Source organism: Bradyrhizobium diazoefficiens, assembly GCF_016616885.1.
GTDB classification, from domain to species: Bacteria; Pseudomonadota; Alphaproteobacteria; order Rhizobiales; family Xanthobacteraceae; genus Bradyrhizobium; species Bradyrhizobium diazoefficiens_F.
The window spans coordinates 1,830,862-1,852,496 of the sequence record NZ_CP067102.1; the positions used below are offsets into that span (position 1 = coordinate 1,830,862).

Annotated in this window: 13 protein-coding genes and 4 pseudogenes; 11 read left to right on the forward strand and 6 right to left on the reverse strand. The window is 57.8% G+C overall.

Annotated elements, in window-relative coordinates:
- Positions 1 to 37 precede the first annotated feature (37 nt).
- The 3 genes and pseudogenes from JJC00_RS08450 to JJC00_RS08460 all read right to left on the reverse strand — a co-directional run.
- Positions 38 to 298, reverse strand: a complete 261-nt coding sequence (locus tag JJC00_RS08450; protein ID WP_200472156.1) for a hypothetical protein — start codon at positions 296 to 298, stop codon at positions 38 to 40.
- A gap of 223 nt (positions 299 to 521) precedes the next feature.
- Positions 522 to 1,421 carry a TauD/TfdA dioxygenase family protein gene (locus tag JJC00_RS08455; RefSeq protein WP_246774139.1) on the reverse strand — a complete coding sequence of 300 codons (900 nt, stop codon included), beginning with the start codon at positions 1,419 to 1,421 and terminating at the stop codon, positions 522 to 524.
- A 534-nt stretch (positions 1,422 to 1,955) separates the two neighbouring features.
- Positions 1,956 to 2,205, reverse strand: a pseudogene (locus JJC00_RS08460) (transposase); the annotation flags it as partial.
- Between the two features lie 374 nt (positions 2,206 to 2,579).
- On the opposite strand from JJC00_RS08460, the gene JJC00_RS37975 reads away from it, so the two are divergent.
- The gene (locus tag JJC00_RS37975) at positions 2,580 to 2,804 is read left to right on the forward strand and encodes a reverse transcriptase domain-containing protein (RefSeq protein ID WP_246774140.1); all 225 of its coding nucleotides are present in this window, start codon (positions 2,580 to 2,582) and stop codon (positions 2,802 to 2,804) included.
- A gap of 446 nt (positions 2,805 to 3,250) precedes the next feature.
- On the opposite strand, the gene JJC00_RS37980 is transcribed toward JJC00_RS37975, so the two are convergent.
- On the reverse strand, positions 3,251 to 3,511 hold the full coding sequence (locus JJC00_RS37980) for a DUF2520 domain-containing protein (RefSeq protein ID WP_246774141.1): 261 nt from the start codon (positions 3,509 to 3,511) through the stop codon (positions 3,251 to 3,253).
- 42 nt (positions 3,512 to 3,553) lie between these two features.
- On the opposite strand from JJC00_RS37980, the pseudogene JJC00_RS08480 reads away from it, so the two are divergent.
- The 4 genes and pseudogenes from JJC00_RS08480 to JJC00_RS08495 form a co-directional block, all read left to right on the forward strand.
- Positions 3,554 to 3,895: pseudogene (locus tag JJC00_RS08480) on the forward strand (transposase); the annotation flags it as partial.
- Between the two features lie 93 nt (positions 3,896 to 3,988).
- A pseudogene (locus tag JJC00_RS08485) lies at positions 3,989 to 5,073 on the forward strand (IS5 family transposase).
- A 723-nt stretch (positions 5,074 to 5,796) separates the two neighbouring features.
- Positions 5,797 to 6,477 carry a hypothetical protein gene (locus JJC00_RS08490; RefSeq protein WP_200472160.1) on the forward strand — a complete coding sequence of 227 codons (681 nt, stop codon included), beginning with the start codon at positions 5,797 to 5,799 and terminating at the stop codon, positions 6,475 to 6,477.
- Between the two features lie 30 nt (positions 6,478 to 6,507).
- Positions 6,508 to 7,290, forward strand: a complete 783-nt coding sequence (locus JJC00_RS08495) for a class I SAM-dependent methyltransferase (RefSeq protein ID WP_200472161.1) — start codon at positions 6,508 to 6,510, stop codon at positions 7,288 to 7,290.
- A gap of 1,503 nt (positions 7,291 to 8,793) precedes the next feature.
- Here JJC00_RS08495 and JJC00_RS08500 read toward each other — a convergent pair.
- Positions 8,794 to 9,684: an NAD(P)H-dependent flavin oxidoreductase gene (locus tag JJC00_RS08500; RefSeq protein WP_200474040.1), complete on the reverse strand. Its 891-nt coding sequence runs from the start codon at positions 9,682 to 9,684 to the stop codon at positions 8,794 to 8,796.
- A gap of 909 nt (positions 9,685 to 10,593) precedes the next feature.
- Positions 10,594 to 11,595 (reverse strand): annotated as a pseudogene (locus JJC00_RS08505) (IS5 family transposase).
- A 253-nt stretch (positions 11,596 to 11,848) separates the two neighbouring features.
- Here JJC00_RS08505 and JJC00_RS08510 point away from each other — a divergent pair.
- From JJC00_RS08510 to JJC00_RS08535, 6 genes are all read left to right on the forward strand, one after another.
- Positions 11,849 to 12,739, forward strand: a complete 891-nt coding sequence (locus tag JJC00_RS08510; RefSeq protein ID WP_200472162.1) for a crotonase/enoyl-CoA hydratase family protein — start codon at positions 11,849 to 11,851, stop codon at positions 12,737 to 12,739.
- 51 nt (positions 12,740 to 12,790) lie between these two features.
- Positions 12,791 to 13,498, forward strand: a complete 708-nt coding sequence (locus JJC00_RS08515) for a hypothetical protein (protein WP_200472163.1) — start codon at positions 12,791 to 12,793, stop codon at positions 13,496 to 13,498.
- Positions 13,499 to 14,959: 1,461 nt separating this feature from the next.
- The gene (locus tag JJC00_RS08520; protein ID WP_200474041.1) at positions 14,960 to 17,407 is read left to right on the forward strand and encodes a CaiB/BaiF CoA-transferase family protein; all 2,448 of its coding nucleotides are present in this window, start codon (positions 14,960 to 14,962) and stop codon (positions 17,405 to 17,407) included.
- A 522-nt stretch (positions 17,408 to 17,929) separates the two neighbouring features.
- Positions 17,930 to 19,186, forward strand: a complete 1,257-nt coding sequence (gene ectB, locus JJC00_RS08525) for a diaminobutyrate--2-oxoglutarate transaminase (RefSeq protein WP_200474042.1) — start codon at positions 17,930 to 17,932, stop codon at positions 19,184 to 19,186.
- A 48-nt stretch (positions 19,187 to 19,234) separates the two neighbouring features.
- Complete coding sequence (locus tag JJC00_RS08530; protein ID WP_200472164.1) at positions 19,235 to 20,125, forward strand: crotonase/enoyl-CoA hydratase family protein; 891 nt, start codon at positions 19,235 to 19,237, stop codon at positions 20,123 to 20,125.
- A gap of 619 nt (positions 20,126 to 20,744) precedes the next feature.
- Positions 20,745 to 21,470 (forward strand): hypothetical protein, encoded by a 726-nt coding sequence (locus tag JJC00_RS08535; RefSeq protein ID WP_200472165.1) that lies wholly within the window; start codon positions 20,745 to 20,747, stop codon positions 21,468 to 21,470.
- The last annotated feature ends 165 nt before the right edge of the window (positions 21,471 to 21,635 follow it).

Here is a 21,635-nt window from a genome sequence, read left to right on the forward strand (position 1 = left end):
GTACATCTCCTAAGGCCGCCGCCGTCGAGCGCGTTGCTCATGCTGGCGCCGGAGGTGAGGTCGATGGCGAGAGGTTTCGCGCGGCACGGATGCTGGGAGATGACGACGTTGGCGCCGCGTGCGTCGAGCTCGGCGATGATGGCGTTGCTGTCGAACGGTTTGTCAGCGATCGGCGCATCGAAGGCCGACCCGTTGATGAGCGGCGGAACGCGACCGTGTCGAAGCGCTGTCCGGGCAGCAGCACGAAGCGAACGAGATTGTCGAGCGCATTGGTGAGCGTCACGATTTTGGTGGTCATGCAGCCCCTTCGAACGGCCGATGGCCTGGCTTTGAGTCCCCCTTTTGTGCGCAGTCCGTGGCGGTGGACCTTGACGATAGTGGCGTCGGCCATGGCGTAATCAATGTCCGGCTCGTCCGAGACAGACGCGAGCCGCGCGCTCTATCGTGCGTGCGACCTCATAGAAGCCGGATTGTCCACTAGAGCGTGCATCGTCCGGATCTGCGAACGCGCTAGGTGACCTTCACGGGCGGCTGTTTGATGGTCTTCGCATTACGCTGCGCCGGCCGTCGACGCTGACGGGCACGTCGCCATCAATGGTGGCACGACGAACAACGCGATGCTGGTCGTAATCCTTGACCGCATAATGTTGGGTCGCGCGGTTGTCCCAGATCGCAACATCGCCCTCCCTCCAGCTCCAGCGCACGGTATTTTCGGGCGCGGTGATGTGAAACTGGAACAGATCGAAGAGTCTATTGCCATCATATTTCGGGATATCAACGAAGCCCTTCACCAAATCGCCGAGGACCAGCGTACGCTCCCCGGTCTCGGGGTGGACACGCACAACCGGATGCTCGGTCTCATAGATCGTTTTGGCGTAGATCTCATCAACAAACTTCTTTTCAGCCTCGCTGATACGCGGCATTACGGTATAGTCGTAGGCGTTGCTGTGAACGGCCCATAGCTCGTCCGCAAGCCGTTGCAGCGGCGGCGGTAGGTCGAGATATGCAGCTGCCGTATTTGACCAAATCGTATCGCCGCCGATTGGCGGGATCACAACCCCCCGCAGCACGGCAATTTTGGGATAGGCTTCAACGAAACTCACATCAACATGCCACAGATCGGACCGCCTGCCACCGCGGGTGGAGTCAATGTTGAGAATCGACGCCGTCCCCTCTGTCACATGGAGCGTCGGATGTGGCACGAGCTTTCCCAGACGAACAGCAAAGCGCTCTTGCTCGGCGTCGTCTAGATGACCCTGGTCCCGGAAGAAGATGACCTTATGCTCGAGCAGCAAGCTGTTGATCGCACCGATCGTCCGACTCGATAAATCGCCCGACAGCTTGATGTTTCTGATTTCAGCGCCGATGCGCGCTGTGCATCTGACGATGTTAGCACCATCGATCAAAGCCGTTTCAGTCATGGCTGTGTTCTCCATTTTACCAGTCGATCCCAGCAAGCACCGTGCCAGAGCCAGGCATGAAGCCGTGCATTTAGGAATTAGGATCGCGCAGGCCGACGTTGCGAAAAGATATTCTGTATTGTCGAGTATACGACAAACGCTGGTCGAGAAGCGATCAAACCCTCGGGCTTTCTCCACATGAACGCAGTACGCTTGATGGTGACATAGACGTCAGCTCCCGGCTTCGATCCAGTTGCCTGCATCACCAATCAGGTTTGTTCCTGTCCCATCCCTACCGAGCTCTGAGCCGTCGGTGATGCGATCGTCTGACGCGCCGCCGCCATTCGGACCGACAGTCCGTACGCATAAAAACATCCGTTGCCTCGGGCGACTGAACGTCACAAGTACGATGACATTTCCGAATCCTTGAAACCGATCAACGGTGCTCGCTCGTGCGGCGTGTTCTTGAGGCCAGCCCAGTTTAGGTCGAACTCTTCTTCGCGCTCGTCACCCCACGCACCATCCGGCTAGGATCGTTCGATTCCACCGCCGACCCGGGACATGCGCGGCCTTCAGGTGAACGGGTTCGTCCGTCCATTCCTTTGGCAGGCAGAGCGCCCGGTCGATGAAGGCATGGCCATGCCGCGACACATAGGAGGCGAAGACTCCGATCGGGCAATTGGTGATCTTGCCCGCCGAGCCAGTTTACTGGCGAGGCCTTGCCCTGTTTCAAAAAGCCGGTCTCATCGATGACCTGAACCGCGTCCTCATCGCCAAGCGTTTCCAGCGCGTAGTCACGGACCATCGAGGACGCGAAGGCGTTCCTGCGTCAGCACTGGCCAAACAGTCGGTCTTAACTGCTCGACGGAAACTATCGGCCTCAGCCGGTTAAGCGGCTCGAAATCCCAAAGCCAGATCCCGGGGTCAGGAAACTCGGCGTCCCCCTGTGTCGTCGACCGCCGATTCAACAAGCCGTGCTGCAACTTCTCCAAGAGCAATGGATCCGACGTTTTCGGAACACAGTTTCGGATTTCGGCCGGGGCGGTCCGCCCATCAGGCTATAGTCCAGGCACAGCGTTACGTCGCCGATGGTTACAACGTAGTGGTTGATCTCGGTTTGGAAAGACTTTTTCGACCGAGTTAACCACGACATCCTGATGTTGGATACCCGATAAACGCGTGCTCAAACTTATCCGGGCATTCCTGAATGCCGGCGTGTTGGAAGATGGTTTGGTCCGACCGGTGAACGAAGGGACCCCGCAAGGCGGTCCGCTCTCGCCCTTCCTCAGCAATGTCGTGCTCGACGATCTCGGCAAGCAATTGGCTCGACGTGGTCACCGGTTCTGCTGTTACGCGATGATTGCAACATCTACGTTCGCACCCACCACGACGGCGAAAGGGTGAGGGCCTCGATAAGCCGGTTCCTGACCGTGCCTGGGCCGGCTTAACTCGATCGAACCGCCGTGGTACGGACCCGTATGCCCGGTGGTGTGGGAGGGGCGGCGTCGCAAGACGTTCCCCTATCCCGATCATCCCCTTCGATTCACTCAGCTCGGCGAATCTTCTGGGCCAAGATGATCGATAAGATTGGCCCAGTCACGAGGCCGGAGCAACGATCGATGTGCTCGTGACCCAAGCCGGCGTCGCCATCAATCCGCGGCGCAAAGACACTCCGGATCGCTAGGTCGAGGCTCGGGAGATTGACGAGCTCAGATGGCTGGCGTCGCGAGGCATGCTTCGCTCGCGGCAGGCCACTCCGAGCGGCTGGCCAGCTGGGGTCGTGGAGGATCGCGATGGAAAGGTCGGCGATGTAGTTTGTCGCAGCCCCCCGGGAGTGGCGGGCACTACGATTAGGGGGCGGACAGGATCCTGCGAAGGCGCGCAGCCTTTTCTTCATCAATGGTTCCGCAGTTGATGCCGAGCCCAACTGTTCGATCGCAGACGATCCGGTAGAATTCCATCACGTCCGGCGGCAATTTCGACAGCGCCGCGACATGCTTCTCGATGCTGCCAACGTCTCCACGCGACACCGGACCGGCCATGCCATTGGCGATGCCTGCCGACTCTATCGACGACAATGTGCCCTTTGCCAGCGGCAATAGCGCGCGCACTGCCTCTTCCTCGGTCGTGCCCCACGACTGCCAGATCCTGGTGGCCTCATGAACGCCGTCGCCTTCCTCGCCTATGTCGAACAGGTGTTGGTACCTACTCTCAATCCCGACGACATCGTCGTAATGGACAACCTGCCGGCACATAAAGGTGCCGCCGTCCGGGCCGCAATCGAGGCCTGCGGCGCCAGTCTTCTGCTGCTGCCGCCATACTCGCCCGACTTCAATCCGATCGAGAACGCCTTTGCCAAATTCAAATCGAGCCTGCGCAAAGCCGCCGCCAGGACCGTCGACACCCTCCAAGTCGCAATCGCCAACGCCTACCGAGCATTCACCCCCAACGAATGCGCCAACTACTTCCTGGCCGCAGGATATAGTTCAATCTGATCGGAATCTGCTCTAGCAGTCTGCTGAAGAACCCGCTCGCCACGGAGAGGGCTTGATGATTCACTTTATCATCCCGATTCGGTGGAGGCGATCATGCGCGGCAGGTTTACGGATCAGGGCGGCCTGTTTTCGTACATCGCGCCGGAAAAGCGTGTGCCAGCGAACCATCCGCTGCGGAAGGTCCGGGAACTTGTCCGGGATGTCTTGAGTGATTTGAACCGCAGCCTTGGGAGGCTCTACGCTAGCGAGGGACGTCCTTCGATCCCTCCGGAGCAATTGCTGAGCGCCTTGCTGCTGCAGGTGTTCTACGGCATCCGCTCGGAACGCCAGTTGATGGAGCAACTGGACTACAATCTTTTGTACCGCTGGTTCGTGGGCCTGTCGCCGGACGATCCGGTCTGGGATCCGACCACCTTCACCAAGAACCGGGAGCGGCTGCAGAACGGCGATGTGTTCACGAAGTTCATGACCTGGCTCTGAACCATCCGCAGGTCAAGCCGCTGCTGTCGGACGAGCACTTCTCGGTGGACGGGACGCTGATTGAAGCCTGGGCTTCACAGAAGAGTTTTCGTCCCAAGGACGGCTCCGGCGACGATGATGACGGCGCCAACTTTCACGGCCAGAAGCGCAAGAACGACACCCATGCGAGTACCAGCGACCCGGACAGCAGACTTTATCGCAAGGCGGCCGGACGGGAGGCCAAGCTTTGCTATATGGGCCACGCCACCATGGAGAACCGGCATGGGCTGGCGGTGGCCGGCAGGGTCACGCATGCCAATGGCACCGCCGAACGCCGGGCCTCGGAGATCATGCTGAAGGCGAGACGCAAAGCCGCAGGTCGCCGCATCACGGCCGGTGAGGACAAGGCGTACGATACCGCCGATCATGTCGCCAATCTTCGCGCCATCGGCGTGACGCCGCATGTGACGCAGAACCAAGCCGTCACCAAAACCGGCAAGACCCGCAACAGCGCCATCGACGAACGAACCACGCGGCATCCGGGATATGGCATGTCGCAATCACGCCGGGCGATGATCGAATGCATCTTCGGATGGGGCAAGCAGCACGGCACCATGCGCAAGACCAAACATCGCGGCATCGCGCGCGTCGCCGCCGACTTCCTGCTCAATCTGATCGCCTACAACCTGATCCGCATTCCCAAACTGCTTGCCGCTTAGCCACCCGCGTCAGGGTACACCCAGCACCAGACTAGGAAATTACAACCAACTCCACCGCGCTGCCCCCAACAACGACCGGCAAGAACACGAAAACTCTCCATTTCAAGGTTTTTCAGCAAACTGCTAGTGGATTAGTCCTTCGGCGCTCCGTTGAATTTTGAATCAGGATGTCGACCGGCTTGTCGCCGAGCGAGCTTAATTGAACGCCTTCTAAGGTTGCGCCAACGTGCTGATCAGCGATACCTCCGACGCCGTCCTCGACCATCCGGTCCATAACGCCCACCGCCTCGATCTCAACGGCGAGAGCATGCGACGAATCCGTAAAGTCTCCCCTGATGGCCAAGCAAGTAGCATTGTCGACATGACACTGCGCTTGGACAAAGCGGGTCGAGTTGCCCACATGTCCACAGCCGCAATAAAATAGAGAACCGCTGAACCGCGACTGCCTTGCTATAAGAGCGAGATCATCGGAGTCCGCACAATAGACGCAGAAATGCCGACACTTTCTGTTGGGCTTGTCGGCTTCGCGACAAAGACGTATGGCCAATCACTCGTTTTGCCTACCGGATTAAATAGCCGAAAAGCAATCACAAACGCTTACTTCGGTGTGGTCAGCCAAGTTGGCACGAGTCTTGATCTGTTTTCTTGCGAAGCGGCGGGAGGCTGCCAACCAGCAGATGTCGCGTGGGACCGCGATGGATGGAACCAAGGAAGGAAAGGAACATGTCAGGTCTGCGTCAGATCGCATTCGACGCGAAGGAGGGCATCGGTAAGTCTGGCAATCAAAAGGAGCTCTCAGACCTCATCTTCTCAGACCTCGTATCAGGAGCACCCACCAGCTTTTTAGCTCGGTTCGGAAGCACTATGCAGGCGGTGAACGGAACGCGCGGCCAATCAAATGGTCCGCCCATGAAGGTTGGTAAAGACAAGATCGTTGGGGCGTTTAGAGCAATTAGTGGTGAGGCTCGAGCGATGAATATAAGGCGCAAGCGCATTGCTTCGGCGGAACGCGAATTTCTCAGCATGCCTGGCCTTTCTGTCGAACAGATCGAACCAGACTCTGCTTTCTCAATCCGCAAATCGCGGTTTTTGGGGATGTTTAAGAGACTCCCAATCAACTCCAACGTGATCGTCAGCAGACGGGCGCTTCCGCGCGTTGTTTTGGATGACTGGAGGCAGCGTCCGCAATTGATCATAGTTGACCCGACCAATCTGACCAAAACTGGTGGTCGCTCGCGAGATAGCGATTTCTCGCGATGGAGATCCCGCGACCATTGCCTACGAGTTCGAGGAGATCATCGAGAATGGCAGCCTGACAGTGATCGTTGGCGCGGGTGTAAGCACAACGGCGTGACGTTCGATCGGCAATTCGACCAGCGGGTTAGCGCGGCCACCGCACCCTAACAAGTCATAAAAGTAATAGAGGAGAAGAAGATGCAAGTGTCTAATAGGCGTTCCTTTAAAAGCTTTTCCGAAGTAGCAGAGCTTTATCCGGGGCGCCCATCCTATTCACGGCGAATCCTTCGGATGCTTATTGACCAAGTGAAGAGCCTAACCGAGAGCCCAACTTTTGGGGATATCGGCGCGGGTACAGGCGCGATCGCCTATTCCTTGGCCGACATGGGCCTTTCTGGCTATGCAGTCGAACCTGATAGTCAGATGGTTGCGGTCGGCCAAAGGCTCGGTCAAACTTATCCCGGCGTATCTTGGATCAATGCGTCGGGAGAATGCACGGGTCTGGCCGACGATTCGCTAGACTGGGTTTGCTACAGCACGTCGTTCCATTTGGCGAACACACGCGAAGCGCTTCGCGAAAGCATGCGAATTTTACGGCCTCGCGGGTTCTTCACGATAACACTCCACCTTCCGGATTATGAGACGGATCCCTTTCAACTCGAGATCGAAAAGAAGATACGCGACATTGCACCGGCTATTGAACGGGCGATTACTCCAGTCATCGGTCAGATGAGAACCTACGAGGCCCTTCTCAACCAATATCCCGGCCTCGGGAACTGCATTTCTCTCGACGCGACCGAGGCAGTTTCTATGACCGAGGCTCAATATATCGAGTTCTTGAGTGGTGCACGTGACATCCCAAGTCAGGTCCCTCCCGAAGTTTGGCACTCCATCTTGCAGATGGCCGCGGAGACGTTTCGACGGAGTGAGCCGGCCAGTCTGCGGTTCCGTTCTACGGCATGGCATGCTCAATGTGGGTGAGGGACATGCATCTCGCGAGTGATCGAAGGCACCGAAAGCCTGAGCGCTCGGCTGACACGAACCTGAATGGAAGCACACCAAACCATGGTTCCCGGTTTCGGTGGCTCGTGGTTACAAAAGGGGTCGTGCCACGGCAATATCTGCGTCATGACTTAGGGTGAGATGAAATGCATAAGGTTTGTAATTGGGGTTCGCTCAAGCATAGCGTGCAATTTGGCGGCCATACGCCGCCCCAGATGCCGATCCTGTCAGAGACCGAACGTATCGCACATGCCTAATGCTTCTGTGCCGCCCTCAACATCGAAATCCCGCATAGCGGATCATAGGCATGCTACATCCCGTCCAAGGACTTCGTCCAGCCCGGCTTTTGCCGGCTTCCATGACGCGATTGCTTACGTCGCATTACTTCCATGAGCTAGGCCATGCCTACGGCCCCAAGCACTGTCTCGATCACAATCTCACCGCGCGGTTCGGCTCGGCCAGTATACCGTGAGGAATATACCGTTGAGTTGCTTAGTTAGATGACGCTGACCTCAATCTCATCGAGCCATGATCAGATCACGCCCGCTATATCGTACCCTGGTTCGAATAATGGCAAGCTCGGCATTCTTTAATTTATCAGCAGCAGATCATAATGTGAAGGAAGATCCTTAGCGCGGCCGAGATCAGCCAAAAAAGGGTTGCGATCTGCTGCGCATAATTTCCAGTATCAGAGCGTGGCTGTGGATCAAACACAGTTGACTGAGCCATCGTGCCGTATGGACGCGCTACCTTTCTCGCGAAACTTAAGGATGTGCTCACGCGAGCGAGCTAATCTAGTTGTTGCAGTTCACAGTTACTGGCTATTTTCTTGCGTACCTGGCCGTGCGTAAAGTTGCTCTTGAAGCGGTCAAGCCGGCAGACGTAACGAACTATCTACGAACTGTCTGCGCCTTGCGGTTCGAACAATTCCGCAAAACGTCATGGCTGCGCTCCAGCTCGATATTGCATGGATATTCCCAGATCAGGAATCTATGCGCTGCTGAAGCTCGCGTTGAAGCTGTGGCGCCAGCCCGCGGCGACCGCACTTCTCTGTCGAGAGGTGTGCGCATCAGGACTATTTCCCCGACTTGGAGCAATCATTGCCAGTTCGAGAGCTGGCCGCGTGAGCGAGATGCAGATCAGGATTGCGCATCTCACCGCTACCGCTAACCAGAACTCCGCCGTCTCCTCGTTTGCTTTCGCTCGGGCGGACGCTGCAGCAGCCGGGACGGCGCTCGAAAGCTAAGTACTGCGCGAGCGGCAGTCGAACTTTGATTTCCCCCAATTTGAATTTAACAAACCTGACGGAGCTAAATTGACGCGAGTGGCCCGCCGATTGCGACACACTCTGCTCGAAAGCATGAAGAGATTGGCTCGATAATCCAAATTGCGCGATAATCGGAGCATTCTCCAGGTGGGAAGGCTTGGAGAGCTTCGCCGAGCAGGTCCGCCGATTGTCATTCAGTGTTCTATAGGTCTTTATCAGACCCAGCTCGCCACAGCCTCTTCATATTGCCTCGCGAGTTCCTTCACGAGCTCGGCGGCGCCCATGATGGAGCGCACGCCTGAAACTGAATGACCAGCACTCCAGATATCGATCCAGCGCCGCGGTCCTTCGGAAGTTTTGCCGCCAAATTGTTCCTTCGCACGTGCCTCAGACACAGCCTCGTCGAGTTTTGAGGGGTCGAGACCGGCCACTACTATTGAAGGCCGCAGCATGTTGGCACCTAACCCCGAGAAAGCCCTGGTCAGCATGACGTCATCAAGCGTGCTGTCGACCAACATCTGACGATAAGCATCACTCGCCATGCTCTCGTGCGTGGCAATGAAGCAAGTACCCATGCAAGCGAGCTCGCACCCGAGCAAGCGCGCTGCCGCGAGCGAGACGCCGTCGGTGACACCACCCGCAACTACGATTGGACCATCGAACATGGCGCGAACCGAGCGAACAAAAGTAAACGGATTAACCCAACCGGTATGGCCCCCAGCCCCGGCGGTGAGCAGAATCAAGCCATCCGCACCGGCTTTGATTGCCCTTTCCGCATGACGCAGAGACGCGATGCCGGCGAACACGAGACAACCGATTTCGTGCAGCGGACTGATGGCCGCCGTGGGCGACCCCACACTGGTGATCACAATCTCGACTCTGTGGCGTATGAGGCAGGCAAGATCATCCTTGAACCGTGTTTCGCGGACAATGAGATTCGGGCAGTAAGGGGCAGCTGGCTGATCGAGCTTAGCGAGATCATGCTCAATCCGGATTAGCCAATGCTCGAGCTCCTCAACCGATCGGGCGTTGGCTGTGGGGAAAGCGCCGATCGCTCCCGACCGGCAGACAGTAGTCACAAGATCTACCCCAGAGACATGGAACATGGGGGCGACGATCAGGGGTAGGCTCAGTCGGGATGCGATAGAAGCCGGCAGCTTGGTTCCGTGGGAAAATGCTTTCACAGTTATCTATCCTTCCAAAGTGGCTGCACTTCTCGGCGAATGTCTTCGGACATCTCTGCCGTTCTTCTGACTTCAGTTCACATGGCGGTCGGCATTTACGACGTCGGTGACGTGTCATTTCAGCGCGGTAGTCAAGAGAGAGCAGATGACTGATGAGCCCGCCCTCCATAGGATTGTAAATCTGTGCGCACGACGATCGCGGCCATTTCCGCGAGCGGCTCGTGATTGCTGTTGCATCCCGAACACATCAGCTGACGCGCAACGAGCGCGAGGTGTACTACTGGTCAGTGACATGCTTCTGCAATGTAGATCAATTGCTAACGTTGGTAGTTGACCGAAGCACAATGTGTAAACTCTGTTCGCTGGTTCTCACGGTGGCGGTTGGGGCTTGAGTGATCATCGGCATACTGCTGTATACCGCTAAGATGCGGGACATCGTCCTCAAGCTCTGAGCCTCAGTTGCAGCAAATTCGATCATGGGGGCCGACTGAGCCATCCCCCAGAGCCGCTGTCTCTCGCCTCGCCAGAAGCGCAGCGTTAGCAAGCCATGGTGGCGGATAGGGATGGCGTTCATCCCCTGGTGGGCCAGAGCGTCGTCGCGCCGCCCGGCAGGTTGGGGGCCTGACCGTCCAAAGCCCGCGTCAAACTCAAGCACTGATACCCTTCAATCTGACTGAATCGGGCGATTAGCAGGCTGCTGAAAAATGGGTGCGAGGGGCGATTTTCCTGATGTGCGTGGTGACGATGAGCCAATCGATGCGCGGTAAACGGCGCCGCACGCGCAGGTTTCGCTGTGGTTTTGTCTCATGTTTGGCGCTCCAGACAGATTCGTCACGTTGCTGGCAGCATCTTCGGAATGCGAACGAGATTGTAGGCGGCGGCGGTGAGCACGAAGAACCACTCGACCAGGCCGCAGCCACGATGCCGGGCTTGCGCAGACCGCCGACCGTCTTGATCCACCCGAATGGTTCTTCGATTCGCTTGCGCTTGGTCATGCTGATACGATAGTTCTTGTCGGTGCCCACGGTGCTGCCCGGCCTGGCGTTGTCCTCGATCATGTCGAGGGCGGTCGTTCGCTCCGCCGTACCGTTGGCCTCCGTGAGGCGCGCGTCGACGATCAGCCCGTTGCGGTTCTCCATCATCAGATGCCCCATGTGGCAGAGCTTGGCCTCCTTGCCCGCGCCCTTTCGGAACAAGCGGGCGTCAGGGTCGGTAGTCGAGGAATGCGTGTCGTTCTTGCGCTTCTCGCCATGGAAGTCGCGCTCGGCATTGCGCCCCTGACTGCGGCCCGATCGCTTGCCAGATGGTGGATCGTCGCCATCCTTTGGCACGAAGCTCTTGATGCTGGCCCATGCCTCGATCAGCGTGCCATCGACCGAAAAGTGCTCACTGGACAAGAGCCCACGCACCTGCGGCAGGTTCAGCACGGTAGCAAAGAACTTGGCCGCGATGTCGCCGTCGAGCAGCCGATCCCGGTTCTTGCAGAACACGGTCGCATCCCACACCGGATCGTCAATCGACAAACCGACGAACCAGCGGAACAACAGATTGTAATCGAGCTGCTCCATCAGCTGCCGTTCCGAGCGCACTGTATAGAACGCCTTGCAGCAGCAGCGCCCGCAACAGCCGCTCCGGCGGAATGGATGGCCGGTCATGGCGGGTGTACAGCCTGCCAAAGTCGCGCGACAGATCCTTCAGCGCCGCGTCAACCAGGTCGCGGATCGCACGCAGTGGGTGATCCGCCGGAACGCGCTGCTCCAACCGCACGTAACTGAATATGCCTTCTGATCGCCCCGCGCATCGCACTCCCCAGCCCAAAGGAATCACATGCATGCACGGAATCACACTCCAACCAACTCGCAATACGACTTTTTCAGCAGCTTGCTAGGTCGCTCGTTCGGAAATCGCGAGTCAAAGCACGGAAAAGCAGTTCTCCGTAGTCGGCCCCTCCATCGCACCATACTGCGACTGACAGAATGCTACTAGAGTTCGTAGATTGTATCCCTCCGTTTCTCAGGTAAGTGAAGTCGAGCCGCTTTGGGAGATGCCGCCTGCGGTTTTTCCGGTCGACCACCGAGGAGCCACCATGGCTTATGAAACAATTAAATGTGAGCTCGCGGAGCAGATCCTCACCGTCGCGTTGAACAGGCCGGAGAAGCTCAATGCCTTCACCAACATAATGCAACGGGAGCTGATCGATGCATTCGACCGCGCCGACAATGACGACGCGATCCGCGTCATCATCGTGACCGGCGAGGGCCGTGCCTTTTGCGCGGGCGCCGATCTTTCCTTGGGCACCGACGCATTTCAGGGACACGCGCGACGCGGACCAGCGAAACGGCTGCCTGATGGCGCAGTGGATTACAGCGATCCGAAATTCCGCGACGCCCACGGTCAACTCACGCTGCGGATATTCAATTGCGTGAAGCCCGTAATCGCCGCGGTGAATGGGCCGGCGGTCGGTGTCGGAGCCACCATGCAGCTGGCGATGGATATCCGCATTGCGTCTGAAGCCGCGCGTTTTGGTTTTGTGTTCTCTCAGCGCGGCATTGTGCCTGACGCGGCCTCCAGCTGGTTCCTGCCGCGGATCGTAGGCGTCGCGCAGGCGCTGGAATGGTGCTATAGTGGTCGGGTCTTCCCGGCACAGGAAGCGCTTGCCGGTCGGCTCGTCAGCAAGGTGGTGCCGCCCGATCTACTTGTGCCCACAGCGCGTGCACTCGCCCGCGACATTATTGAGAAGACCCCACCCGTGTCCATTGCCCTAGTCCGGCACATGATGTGGCGCATGCTGGGCGCCGATGACCCTATGGAAGCCCATAAGATCGACAGCCGCGTGAGCTATGCGCTCGGCCGTTCTGCCGACGCCAAGGAAGGCATAATGGCATTCCTGGAGAAGCGGCCCCCAGTGTTCACGGGTAAGGTGTCGGCCGACATGCCGGATTGTTTTCCATGGTGGACCGAGCGGGAGTACAAGTAATCGTCCGTCACCCTGCGGTAATTCAGCTTAAGGTCGGACTATGCTTCCTTCATGACATCGCAAACCCTACGTCCTCTCGGAGTCCTGCATCTGGAACGCGGGCTGCCGCCTGGTGCCCCGCGACCGACGCCGCTGCCCGGCTCGTTGTTGAATCCTGCTACGTTCAACTTCCCGGTCATCTCGGAAACCGTCGCAGGAGCGTGGGTGGAGAACGTCGTCCGCGGCGACCCAGCGCTCGAGCCGGCCTTCATAGCAGCTGCCAGGCGCCTGGTTGAGCGGGGCGCTGGCGCGATAAGTTCGACCTGCGGCTTCTCTATCAGGCATCAGCCGGCGGTTGCCACCTCCGTAAATGTGCCCGTGGTGATGTCGAGCCTGCTCCTGTTACCGGCGTTGCTTCGTCAGCTACCCGCGCGAACCAAAATAGCCGTCCTGACTTACGACTCGACCCATTGCGGGGAGGACCTGTTAGGGGTCGACGATCCGGCCGAGCGAGCGAGGATCCTGATCGGCGGCATCGAAGGCGGCAAGTTCTGGCATGACGAGCTGAAGCGTCCGGCGCCACCAATCGACGTCGCCGCGATTGAGACCGATGTCGCCGCCTGCATACTGCGACTGCAGGCTGCTCATCCGGAAATCGCGGTTATCCTGCTCGAATGCGCAGCGTTCCCGATAGTCGCGTCGGTACTCCGTCGTGTCGCGAAGCTACCCGTCTACGACATCACGGACCTCTGTCGGCTGACAATGGCATCCATAACCTGATACTTTTGTTGCGTGCGCGGGAGGGCGCGCGCCGGGTGCGACCACCGACTCAGATAGGCATTCTGCAACGATACAGTTCGCCAACGCGGCCTTGCGGCTTAACTTGGGCCACTCTTCTCGATCCGCATCAACGAAATGTTCCCGGCTGGCATCTCAGGCGATAGCCGATCGAGGAAGGCCACCTTTCGTCTGTCCGCGGCGCCCGATAGGAGGGAGTAACGGCTGTCCTCCGCGATTGATAGTAGCGCCTTGCACTGCTCAACGGACGCCCCCTTACGCCCTCTAGTCTACCTGATTTGGTAGCTGCCTAGCGAGATCGCCAATGGTTTAATTCGGTTAAACTACGCGGCTGATCGAGCACCCTGAACCAGTTGTATAGAACGTCCGCTTCGCCCCGATGTCGCCAAGCCGCATGGTCGCGCCGATCCATCTGGGTGTCCGGGGCGCATGTTCTGGGCCGTTCTGGATGGAGAACGAAATGCAACACCGGGTCGCGCTCTCTGTTGCTGGTCGCACGACTGACCACTTTCCGAGCACGAAAGTCGGCCTCAACTACATGCATTTGGATCTGGCGGAGGTAATCGCACCGCAGGCCGATTCGCTTGACAAGAACCGAACGGGGGACGATCGAGCTAAGTTACAAAACCAAACGGGGCGCGGCTGGCCGAAATGTCACGCGGCAGGTCGATTCAGGTTCGCTGGTCGAATACCGCACTCTTCCGATTGCGGCGCAGCGACTGCCGCTGCTCCAAGACCTAATCAAGAATACGTCAGCGGCCAGGCTCGTTGCGATCAACAGTCCTTGTTTTGGCCCGGAAGGGGACCGCTGCATGTGATCGCGTACGACTACACCGTGCTTACCGGAACTGAGGGCCAAATGGGTGGCAACAAGCTCCGTCGCATGCTGACGTTGGCGCGGGAGTGGTGGATGCCCATGGTGTTCTACGTAGACGTCAGTGGACGACCTCGGCCGGGTGATACCGATCGGCTCGTCATGACTGTGTTCGATGGGTCCTCTATGGTGCGCATCGCAGTCGTTTCCGGCTACTGCTTCAGTGATAGCGCGGCGATGCCGCGCTGCTGCGACGTTGCCATTGTGGCGAAGAATACCTCGATCGACGTGCGTGAGCCCACGGCGATCGAGCACGGCGGCCTTGGTGTTTATCATCCCGCCGAAGTAGGCCCGATCCTTTTCCAGTCTCCAAATGGCGACCGTGCGACCTCTATCCCAACGGCAGGGCCGTATCGAGTGCCTCGGCGTTCGAGATCGATAGGTATCGCGAAGACGCGACGGCGGATCGTGCCACGTGTACGGCCGGTCCCGATGCGTCGCATCGCACAGTCGCAAGCACCTGCGCAGCAATGCTTGTAAGCAAGGCCTCACTCGTGTGGCCACAGGCTCACGTCGCATAGGAGATGATGCCCCAGAGCATCAGCACGGTCGATAAAATGGAGCCATCGATGGGAGTATTGTCGCATCTGCGGGTCATCGAGATCGGTAGCTCCGCGGCAACGAGCTATTGCGCGCGGTTGTTTGCGGATTTCGGCGCCGATGTTCAGAAGGTTGAGCCGCCGGAAGGCGACCCACTTCGCCGGAGCGCGCCACTCACGCCAGGTGGCCAAAGCGCCTGGTTTGCGTTCCTGAACTTCAACAAATCAAGCATCATCATTCATCCTGCCGACCCGGACGCGATAACACGGCTGACGGTGCTAATCGAAAATTCCGACATTCTGCTCGATGGACGGGATGTTGATTCGGCGGATTGTCCGTCAATTGATTTAGCTGCGATTCGGCAGCGACGGCCCGGGTTGATTTACCTCGAAGCGAGCTGGTTCGGCCGAGAGGGTCCGTATGCTGGATTCGCCGCAACTGACTCGACGGTTCGAGCGCTCGCCGGCCTCATCAAGCTGGTTGGACCCGTCGAAGGTCCGCCGTTGTACGCACCGGATTTCCAGACGGGGATCCTGGCTGGCCTATGGGGCTTCATCGCCACAGCTTCTTCCGCAGTTGCGCGAATGCACGGCGGGACAGGGCGGTTGTGGTCGCTCAATATTTTCGAATCGACCTTGACTCTCAGCGAATACCTCATATTCGAGGCGTTTGCGAGCGGCGACGTGATGCGCCGGATTGGCATCAATCGCTTCTGGCCGAACTTTCCCGCCGGCATCTACGAAACCAGAAGTGGTTGGCTCGGCGTTACGGCCGTCACACCGGAACAATGGCGCGCATTCTGCGATATGCTCGGCCTCTCCGAATTGCGCGATGATCCGGCTCTGGTCTTCAACGAAGGTCGTCTGCAACACATCGACCAGATCGAACGACAGATCATGCCGAAGCTGAAGATCCGGACAGCGCAGGAGTGGTTTGTAGAGGGACTGAAGCGCAAAATTCCTATCATTCCACTACCCGAAATGTCCGATTTGCTTCAAGACGCGGAGAAGAAGATGCGCGGGGCAATCGTTCCCATCCGGCTTGGCGACGAAGAGGGATTGACGGCTGGCTCAATGCTGCAGCTAGCATTGACGCCCCCGCGTCGGGGCGGCAAAGTTCCGGCTCCCGGCGAGCAGCAAAGCTTGGCCGATGCCCGATCAGATGTGTTGCTCACTGCGCCGGGCGCGCCAGGCTCGATCGATAGCAATCGACTGCCGCTGCATGGGATTCGCGTCATCGATTTCACGATGGGCTGGGCCGGCCCATTGTGTACGCGGACTCTAGCTGATCTCGGCGCTGACGTCATCAAGATCGAGGCCATCCAATATCCGGACTGGTGGCGCGGCGTTGACCGGCGCCCTGGTTACGTCAAGGGCCAGATGTATGAAAGGGCGCTGTGCTTCTGCATCATGAACCGCAACAAGCGCGGTATCACGCTCGACTTGAAGCGACCACAAGGTGTTGCTCTTGCCAAGCGGCTGTTGGCCGGAGCTGACATCGTTGTCAACAATTATTCCGTTGACGTGCTGCCGAAGCTCGGGCTTGGCTATGATGTGCTCCGAGCAATCAACCCTCGGATCGTCATGATGTCCATGTCAGCCTTTGACGCAAACAGCGTCAATCGCGATTGCCGGGCCTACGGCTCGACCCTTGAACAGGGGTCGGGGTTGCCGAGTGTCACCGGAAGGCCCGACGGGCCACCCGTAATGAGCCACACCGCTTTTGGCGATCCCGTCGGCGGCTTGAATGGCTGCGCTGCAGTTCTGGTTGCGCTGCTTCACGCGCGCAAGACTGGGCAGGGACAACTCATTAACCTTGGGCAGATCGAATGCATGATGCCGTTTGCGGCGCCATGGATCACTATTCACTCGATCGGCGGTACTCCGCCGGCGAGATACGGCAATCGACACCCGGAGTACGTGCCGCATGGCTGCTTCCGCTGTTCAGGTGAAGACAGCTGGATCATGGTAGCTGTCGGCGACGGCGACATGTGGCAGAGACTAGCAATCCTAGTTGGCCGGCCAGACTGGGCTGCGGATCCATCGCTGAATTCTGCGGAAGGTCGCCGTGGCATCGAGGATGAGATCGAGAGAGACATCGAAGCCTGGACGCTCACTCGCGATGCAGACCAGGCCATGTCCGAGTTGCAGGCGGCAAGGATAGCTGCCGGCGTGGCCCGTCTGCCAATTCAGCTGCTCAAGGATCCCCATCTCCGCTCGCGTGCATTTCTGCAAGACGTCGAACGCGATTTCATTGGCTTGCACCCGCAACCCTCGATCCCGATTCGCGAGGGTGGAGCGCCCTACGCGATACGCACAGTAGCACCGACGCTCGGACAACATAACAGAGAGATATTGTCGGGGCTTCTCGGACTATCCGACGCCGAGATTGCGGTATTGGCGAGCGAGGGTGTCATCGGTACGGCCATGCCCTCCGAAGGGGAGCTCGCAAAAACAAGAAAGATGTCGTCAGATTGACCGGTTCAGATTGACGAATTCTCAGGCTTTCTGATCGGCCACCCCCCGCTAATAATCAGGATGTCGCAACTTAGTCCACTGTTCCGGGCACTGCGACTTTTCCGTGGTAATCAAGCGACTAACCAGGCAGCACCGGAACAAACTTTTTCCCGCAGCGAAACGTGGTCGGTTATGCGGCGCGATTGACTCAGCGAACATAACACACACCGCTCGAACAAAATCAAACTGGCTGCTCCAGCTTGAGGTGGGATCGCGCGACAAACAGAGCCTCCTCGAGACGCCTGGCGCAGCAATGCCATGTCGACGACGCGACTACATCGCAGCGCATACGCCTAGAGTGTGGATCAGACAAATACTGCCAAGCTTAGTAGGTTCGCTGTTCTCGGCGCTGGGGTAAGTGGCTCAAGCTCGTTCGTGAAGACACGTATAGTCCGACGCCGCCGAGATGCGACGCATGTCTTCACTGAACCACTTACTTGCAAAGGGACGATCATGGAGAAAGTGATCAGCAATCTGCGTAATATGGAAGCTTTTGAAACCCTAGAATCGAACGTCCGATCATACTCACGCTCATTTCCGGCCATTTTCAGTCGGGCGCGCGGCTCCATTATGTTTACGGAGGATGGTCGAAGATTCATAGACTTCTTCTCCGGTGCTGGAACGCTGAACTACGGCCACAACAATCACCGGATCAAAGACGATATTACTGAGTATCTATCATCGGATGCCGTAGTTCACGGGCTTGATATGGCTACTCCTGCCAAGCGGGATTTTATGGAGGCTTTCAGCTCGGTCATACTTCGAGAACGGGATCCGCGATACCGATTCCAGTTCACGGGACCAACAGGTGCTAATGCCATCGAGGCAGCGTTAAAGCTCTCACGCAAGGTAACAGGCCGTCAAAACATCATTTCATTCACGCATGGATATCATGGCATGAGTTTGGGGGCGATTGCTGCGAGCGGTAATCGCTTTTATCGCGCAGGTAGCGGCGTATCTTTGTCTGGCGTAACATTCATGCCCTATGACGGCTATCTTGGGTTAGGTTTTGATACGGCTGACTATCTGCGAAAAGCGCTGATGGACGAGAGCAGTGGCGTCGATCGTCCAGCTGCAATTCTCGTCGAAACTGTCCAGGGAGAAGGAGGGATAAATGTAGCTAGCAAGCAGTGGTTGCAGGCAATCCAAGCCACGGCAAAAAATGTTGGTGCCCTTTTCATAGTTGACGATATCCAAATGGGCTGTGGTCGCACGGGTGAATTCTTTAGCTTCGAGTTCGCATCGTTATCGCCAGACATTATCGTGCTGTCGAAGTCGCTAAGCGGATATGGCCTGCCGCTATCAATGTTATTGATTAAAGAGGAGATCGACGCGTGGCAGCCGGGCGAACACACAGGCACGTTTCGAGGAAATAACCTTGCACTTGTGTCCGCAACTGCGGCTCTAAATACTTATTGGCGTACCTCGACATTATCGCACGGGGTTCAGCGTATGGGAGACCTTATGCGGCGCCGGCTTGAGACCATCGCGTCTGAGTATGCAAACACGTTTGCTGTTCGAGGCAGGGGCATGGCGTTGGGATTTGATTGCCAGGTGGCCGAAATTGCAGAAGCTGTCAGCCGCAAGGCATTTGGGAAGGGATTGATGATCGAACGGTGCGGACCCATTGACCAAGTTGTGAAATTCCTGCCCGCGCTCACGATTGACCTTGAGACATTAAACAAAGGCCTTGAGATATTCGAGGAGTCTTTGGCCGAAACGCTACGGTCTTGGCCCTAGCGACCTGGATCCCGCCGTTCATCTAGACAATAAGTGACGCAAGCAGCCATGGCCTACAGCACCATTAAATATGAGATCGCCGACCAAGTCCTCACCGTCACGCTCAACCGGCCGGAGAAGCTCAATGCCTTCACCAACACCATGCAACGGGAACTCATCGACGCCTTCGACCGCGCCGACAATGATGACGAGATCCGCGTCATCATCGTGACCGGCGAGGGCCGTGCCTTTTGCGCGGGCGCCGATCTTTCCTTGGGCGCCGACGCATTTGACATCGACGCGCAACGAGAGCCGGTGAAACGGCTGCCTGATGCCACTGTGGACTATAGCGATCCAAATGCCCGCGATGTCGGTGGCCGACTCATCTTGCGGATCTTCAACTGCCTGAAGCCCGTAATCGCCGCGGTGAACGGGCCGGCCGTTGGTGTCGGAGCCACCATGCAGCTGGCGATGGATATCCGCATTGCGTCTGAAGCCGCGCGTTTTGGCTTTGTATTCTCTCAACGTGGCATCGTGCCGGAGGCGGCCTCCAGCTGGTTCCTACCGCGCATCGTAGGCGTCGCGCAGGCGCTGGAATGGTGCTATAGTGGTCGGGTCTTCCCGGCACAGGAAGCGCTTGCCGGTCGGCTCGTCAGCAAGGTGGTGCCGCCCGATCTACTTGTGCCCACAGCGCGTGCACTCGCCCGCGACATTATTGAGAAGACCCCACCCGTGTCCATTGCCCTAGTCCGGCACATGATGTGGCGCATGCTGGGCGCCGATGACCCTATGGAAGCCCATAAGATCGACAGCCGCGTGAGCTATGCGCTCGGCCGTTCTGCCGACGCCAAGGAAGGCATAATGGCATTCCTGGAGAAGCGGCCCCCAGTGTTCACGGGTAAGGTGTCGGCCGACATGCCGGATTGTTTTCCATGGTGGACCGAGCGGGAATACCAATAGTCAGCCGGCGTCCTCGCCAAGCAAACCGTGAGCCGGCACTGCATACCGGCGCAAGAGCAGGCACGCTGCTTCCTCCTCTACGCCGTCTCAGCAACCCACTAACGCTAAAAGATCGCACGGGCAGATCGACAGGTGTATACGCTAGCAACGATTGTGCTCGGTTGGACGACGGGTTAGCCCGACAAGAGTGCCGCGGTCCGACGGGAACACTGTGGAGGGCAAAGTTCGTCCGCCGATGTGACATTGGCTGTCTGGCGTTCCGCGTCCTTCGTACGGTCGGACGAAGCGGCGGTGATCGCAGTTTTTCCACCGTCTGTGACGGGCTGCCGGTCGCGGTTCATGAACAACTGAAGCTCGGGAACAATGACCAGCTCGTCAAACCGGCCTGACGACATCATCCGCTGCGCATAGGCGGCGCAGTGCTATCGATCCCCCTGCTGCTGAAGCGCACTCCGCCGTCCTTGAATGCTGATGCGGGATACCGCTAGCTCAAAGATCGAGTTCGATCTCCCTCACCAGAGTAGGTAGTGCCTAGATCGACTATTAATGCTGTACCGTCAGCTCGTAAGTCGCTGCTGAGCTAGAGCGCAGCTCATCACGGGAGCACGAAGGTGGAGCAATGACAACCGTAGCTAATCCGTTGCAAGTCTCACGCTTCCTTCGAGGATATGACGATGCCGCCGCGCAAAAAGGTATCAAGCTCTCGATAGGCTTCGATTTTCATGAGTATGTTTCTATCACACGCAGCCTTCCAACAAAGAGGCCGACATATCCAAATTTCCGGCCAGATCGCTCGCCAATTAAATTAGGAGAGGGGTATTGGATGATAGGCGTAGACAATAATAGCGACGTGGCGCTTGTGCAGGCTGCTCGACTTTATGACCTTTCGCACAGCAACTTTGCAGAACATCTTGAATCCCTGAAGGCGTTCTACGCCGACCCAACCATACATGCGCATCCTCAGGACCGTTGTACCTGCATAGCCCCAAGCGCAAAGACGATTACTGGGAAGGTAGCTTACCACGGGGACTTTTGGTTGCGCAAAGATTTTAGAGGTCAAGGCATGCCCAAGATAATGGCTGCAACATTGCGGGGCGTATCGTTTGCAATGTGGGCTCCGGACTTTGTGGTCGGACTCGCAGAGCGCTGGCTCCTGGATAAGGGCGTCCTTGCACAATATGGACATGCACGTCACGAACCCGGCGGGTCGATATTGCAGCTCGTGGAAGAAGATATTGCGGATGAAGATCTGCTTGTTTGGATGACCGGCGAGGAGTTAAGGAGACTTGTTGATCATCATGACAGAACCGAGTCACATTTAGATCGGTCAATCTCGCCGGCCTGATCACACAGAATGAAGATCACTGCGCGCCCTCGGAATCCACAGCATGGTCCGAGCGCGCAAAGGAGCCGATATTGACATTTGACTGCAGTGCCGCGAACTCGGAGCCGCTCCTGCGGCCCCATGCGCCCGAGGTGCATCTGGAGCCCGAAATAGGTACATGCACTG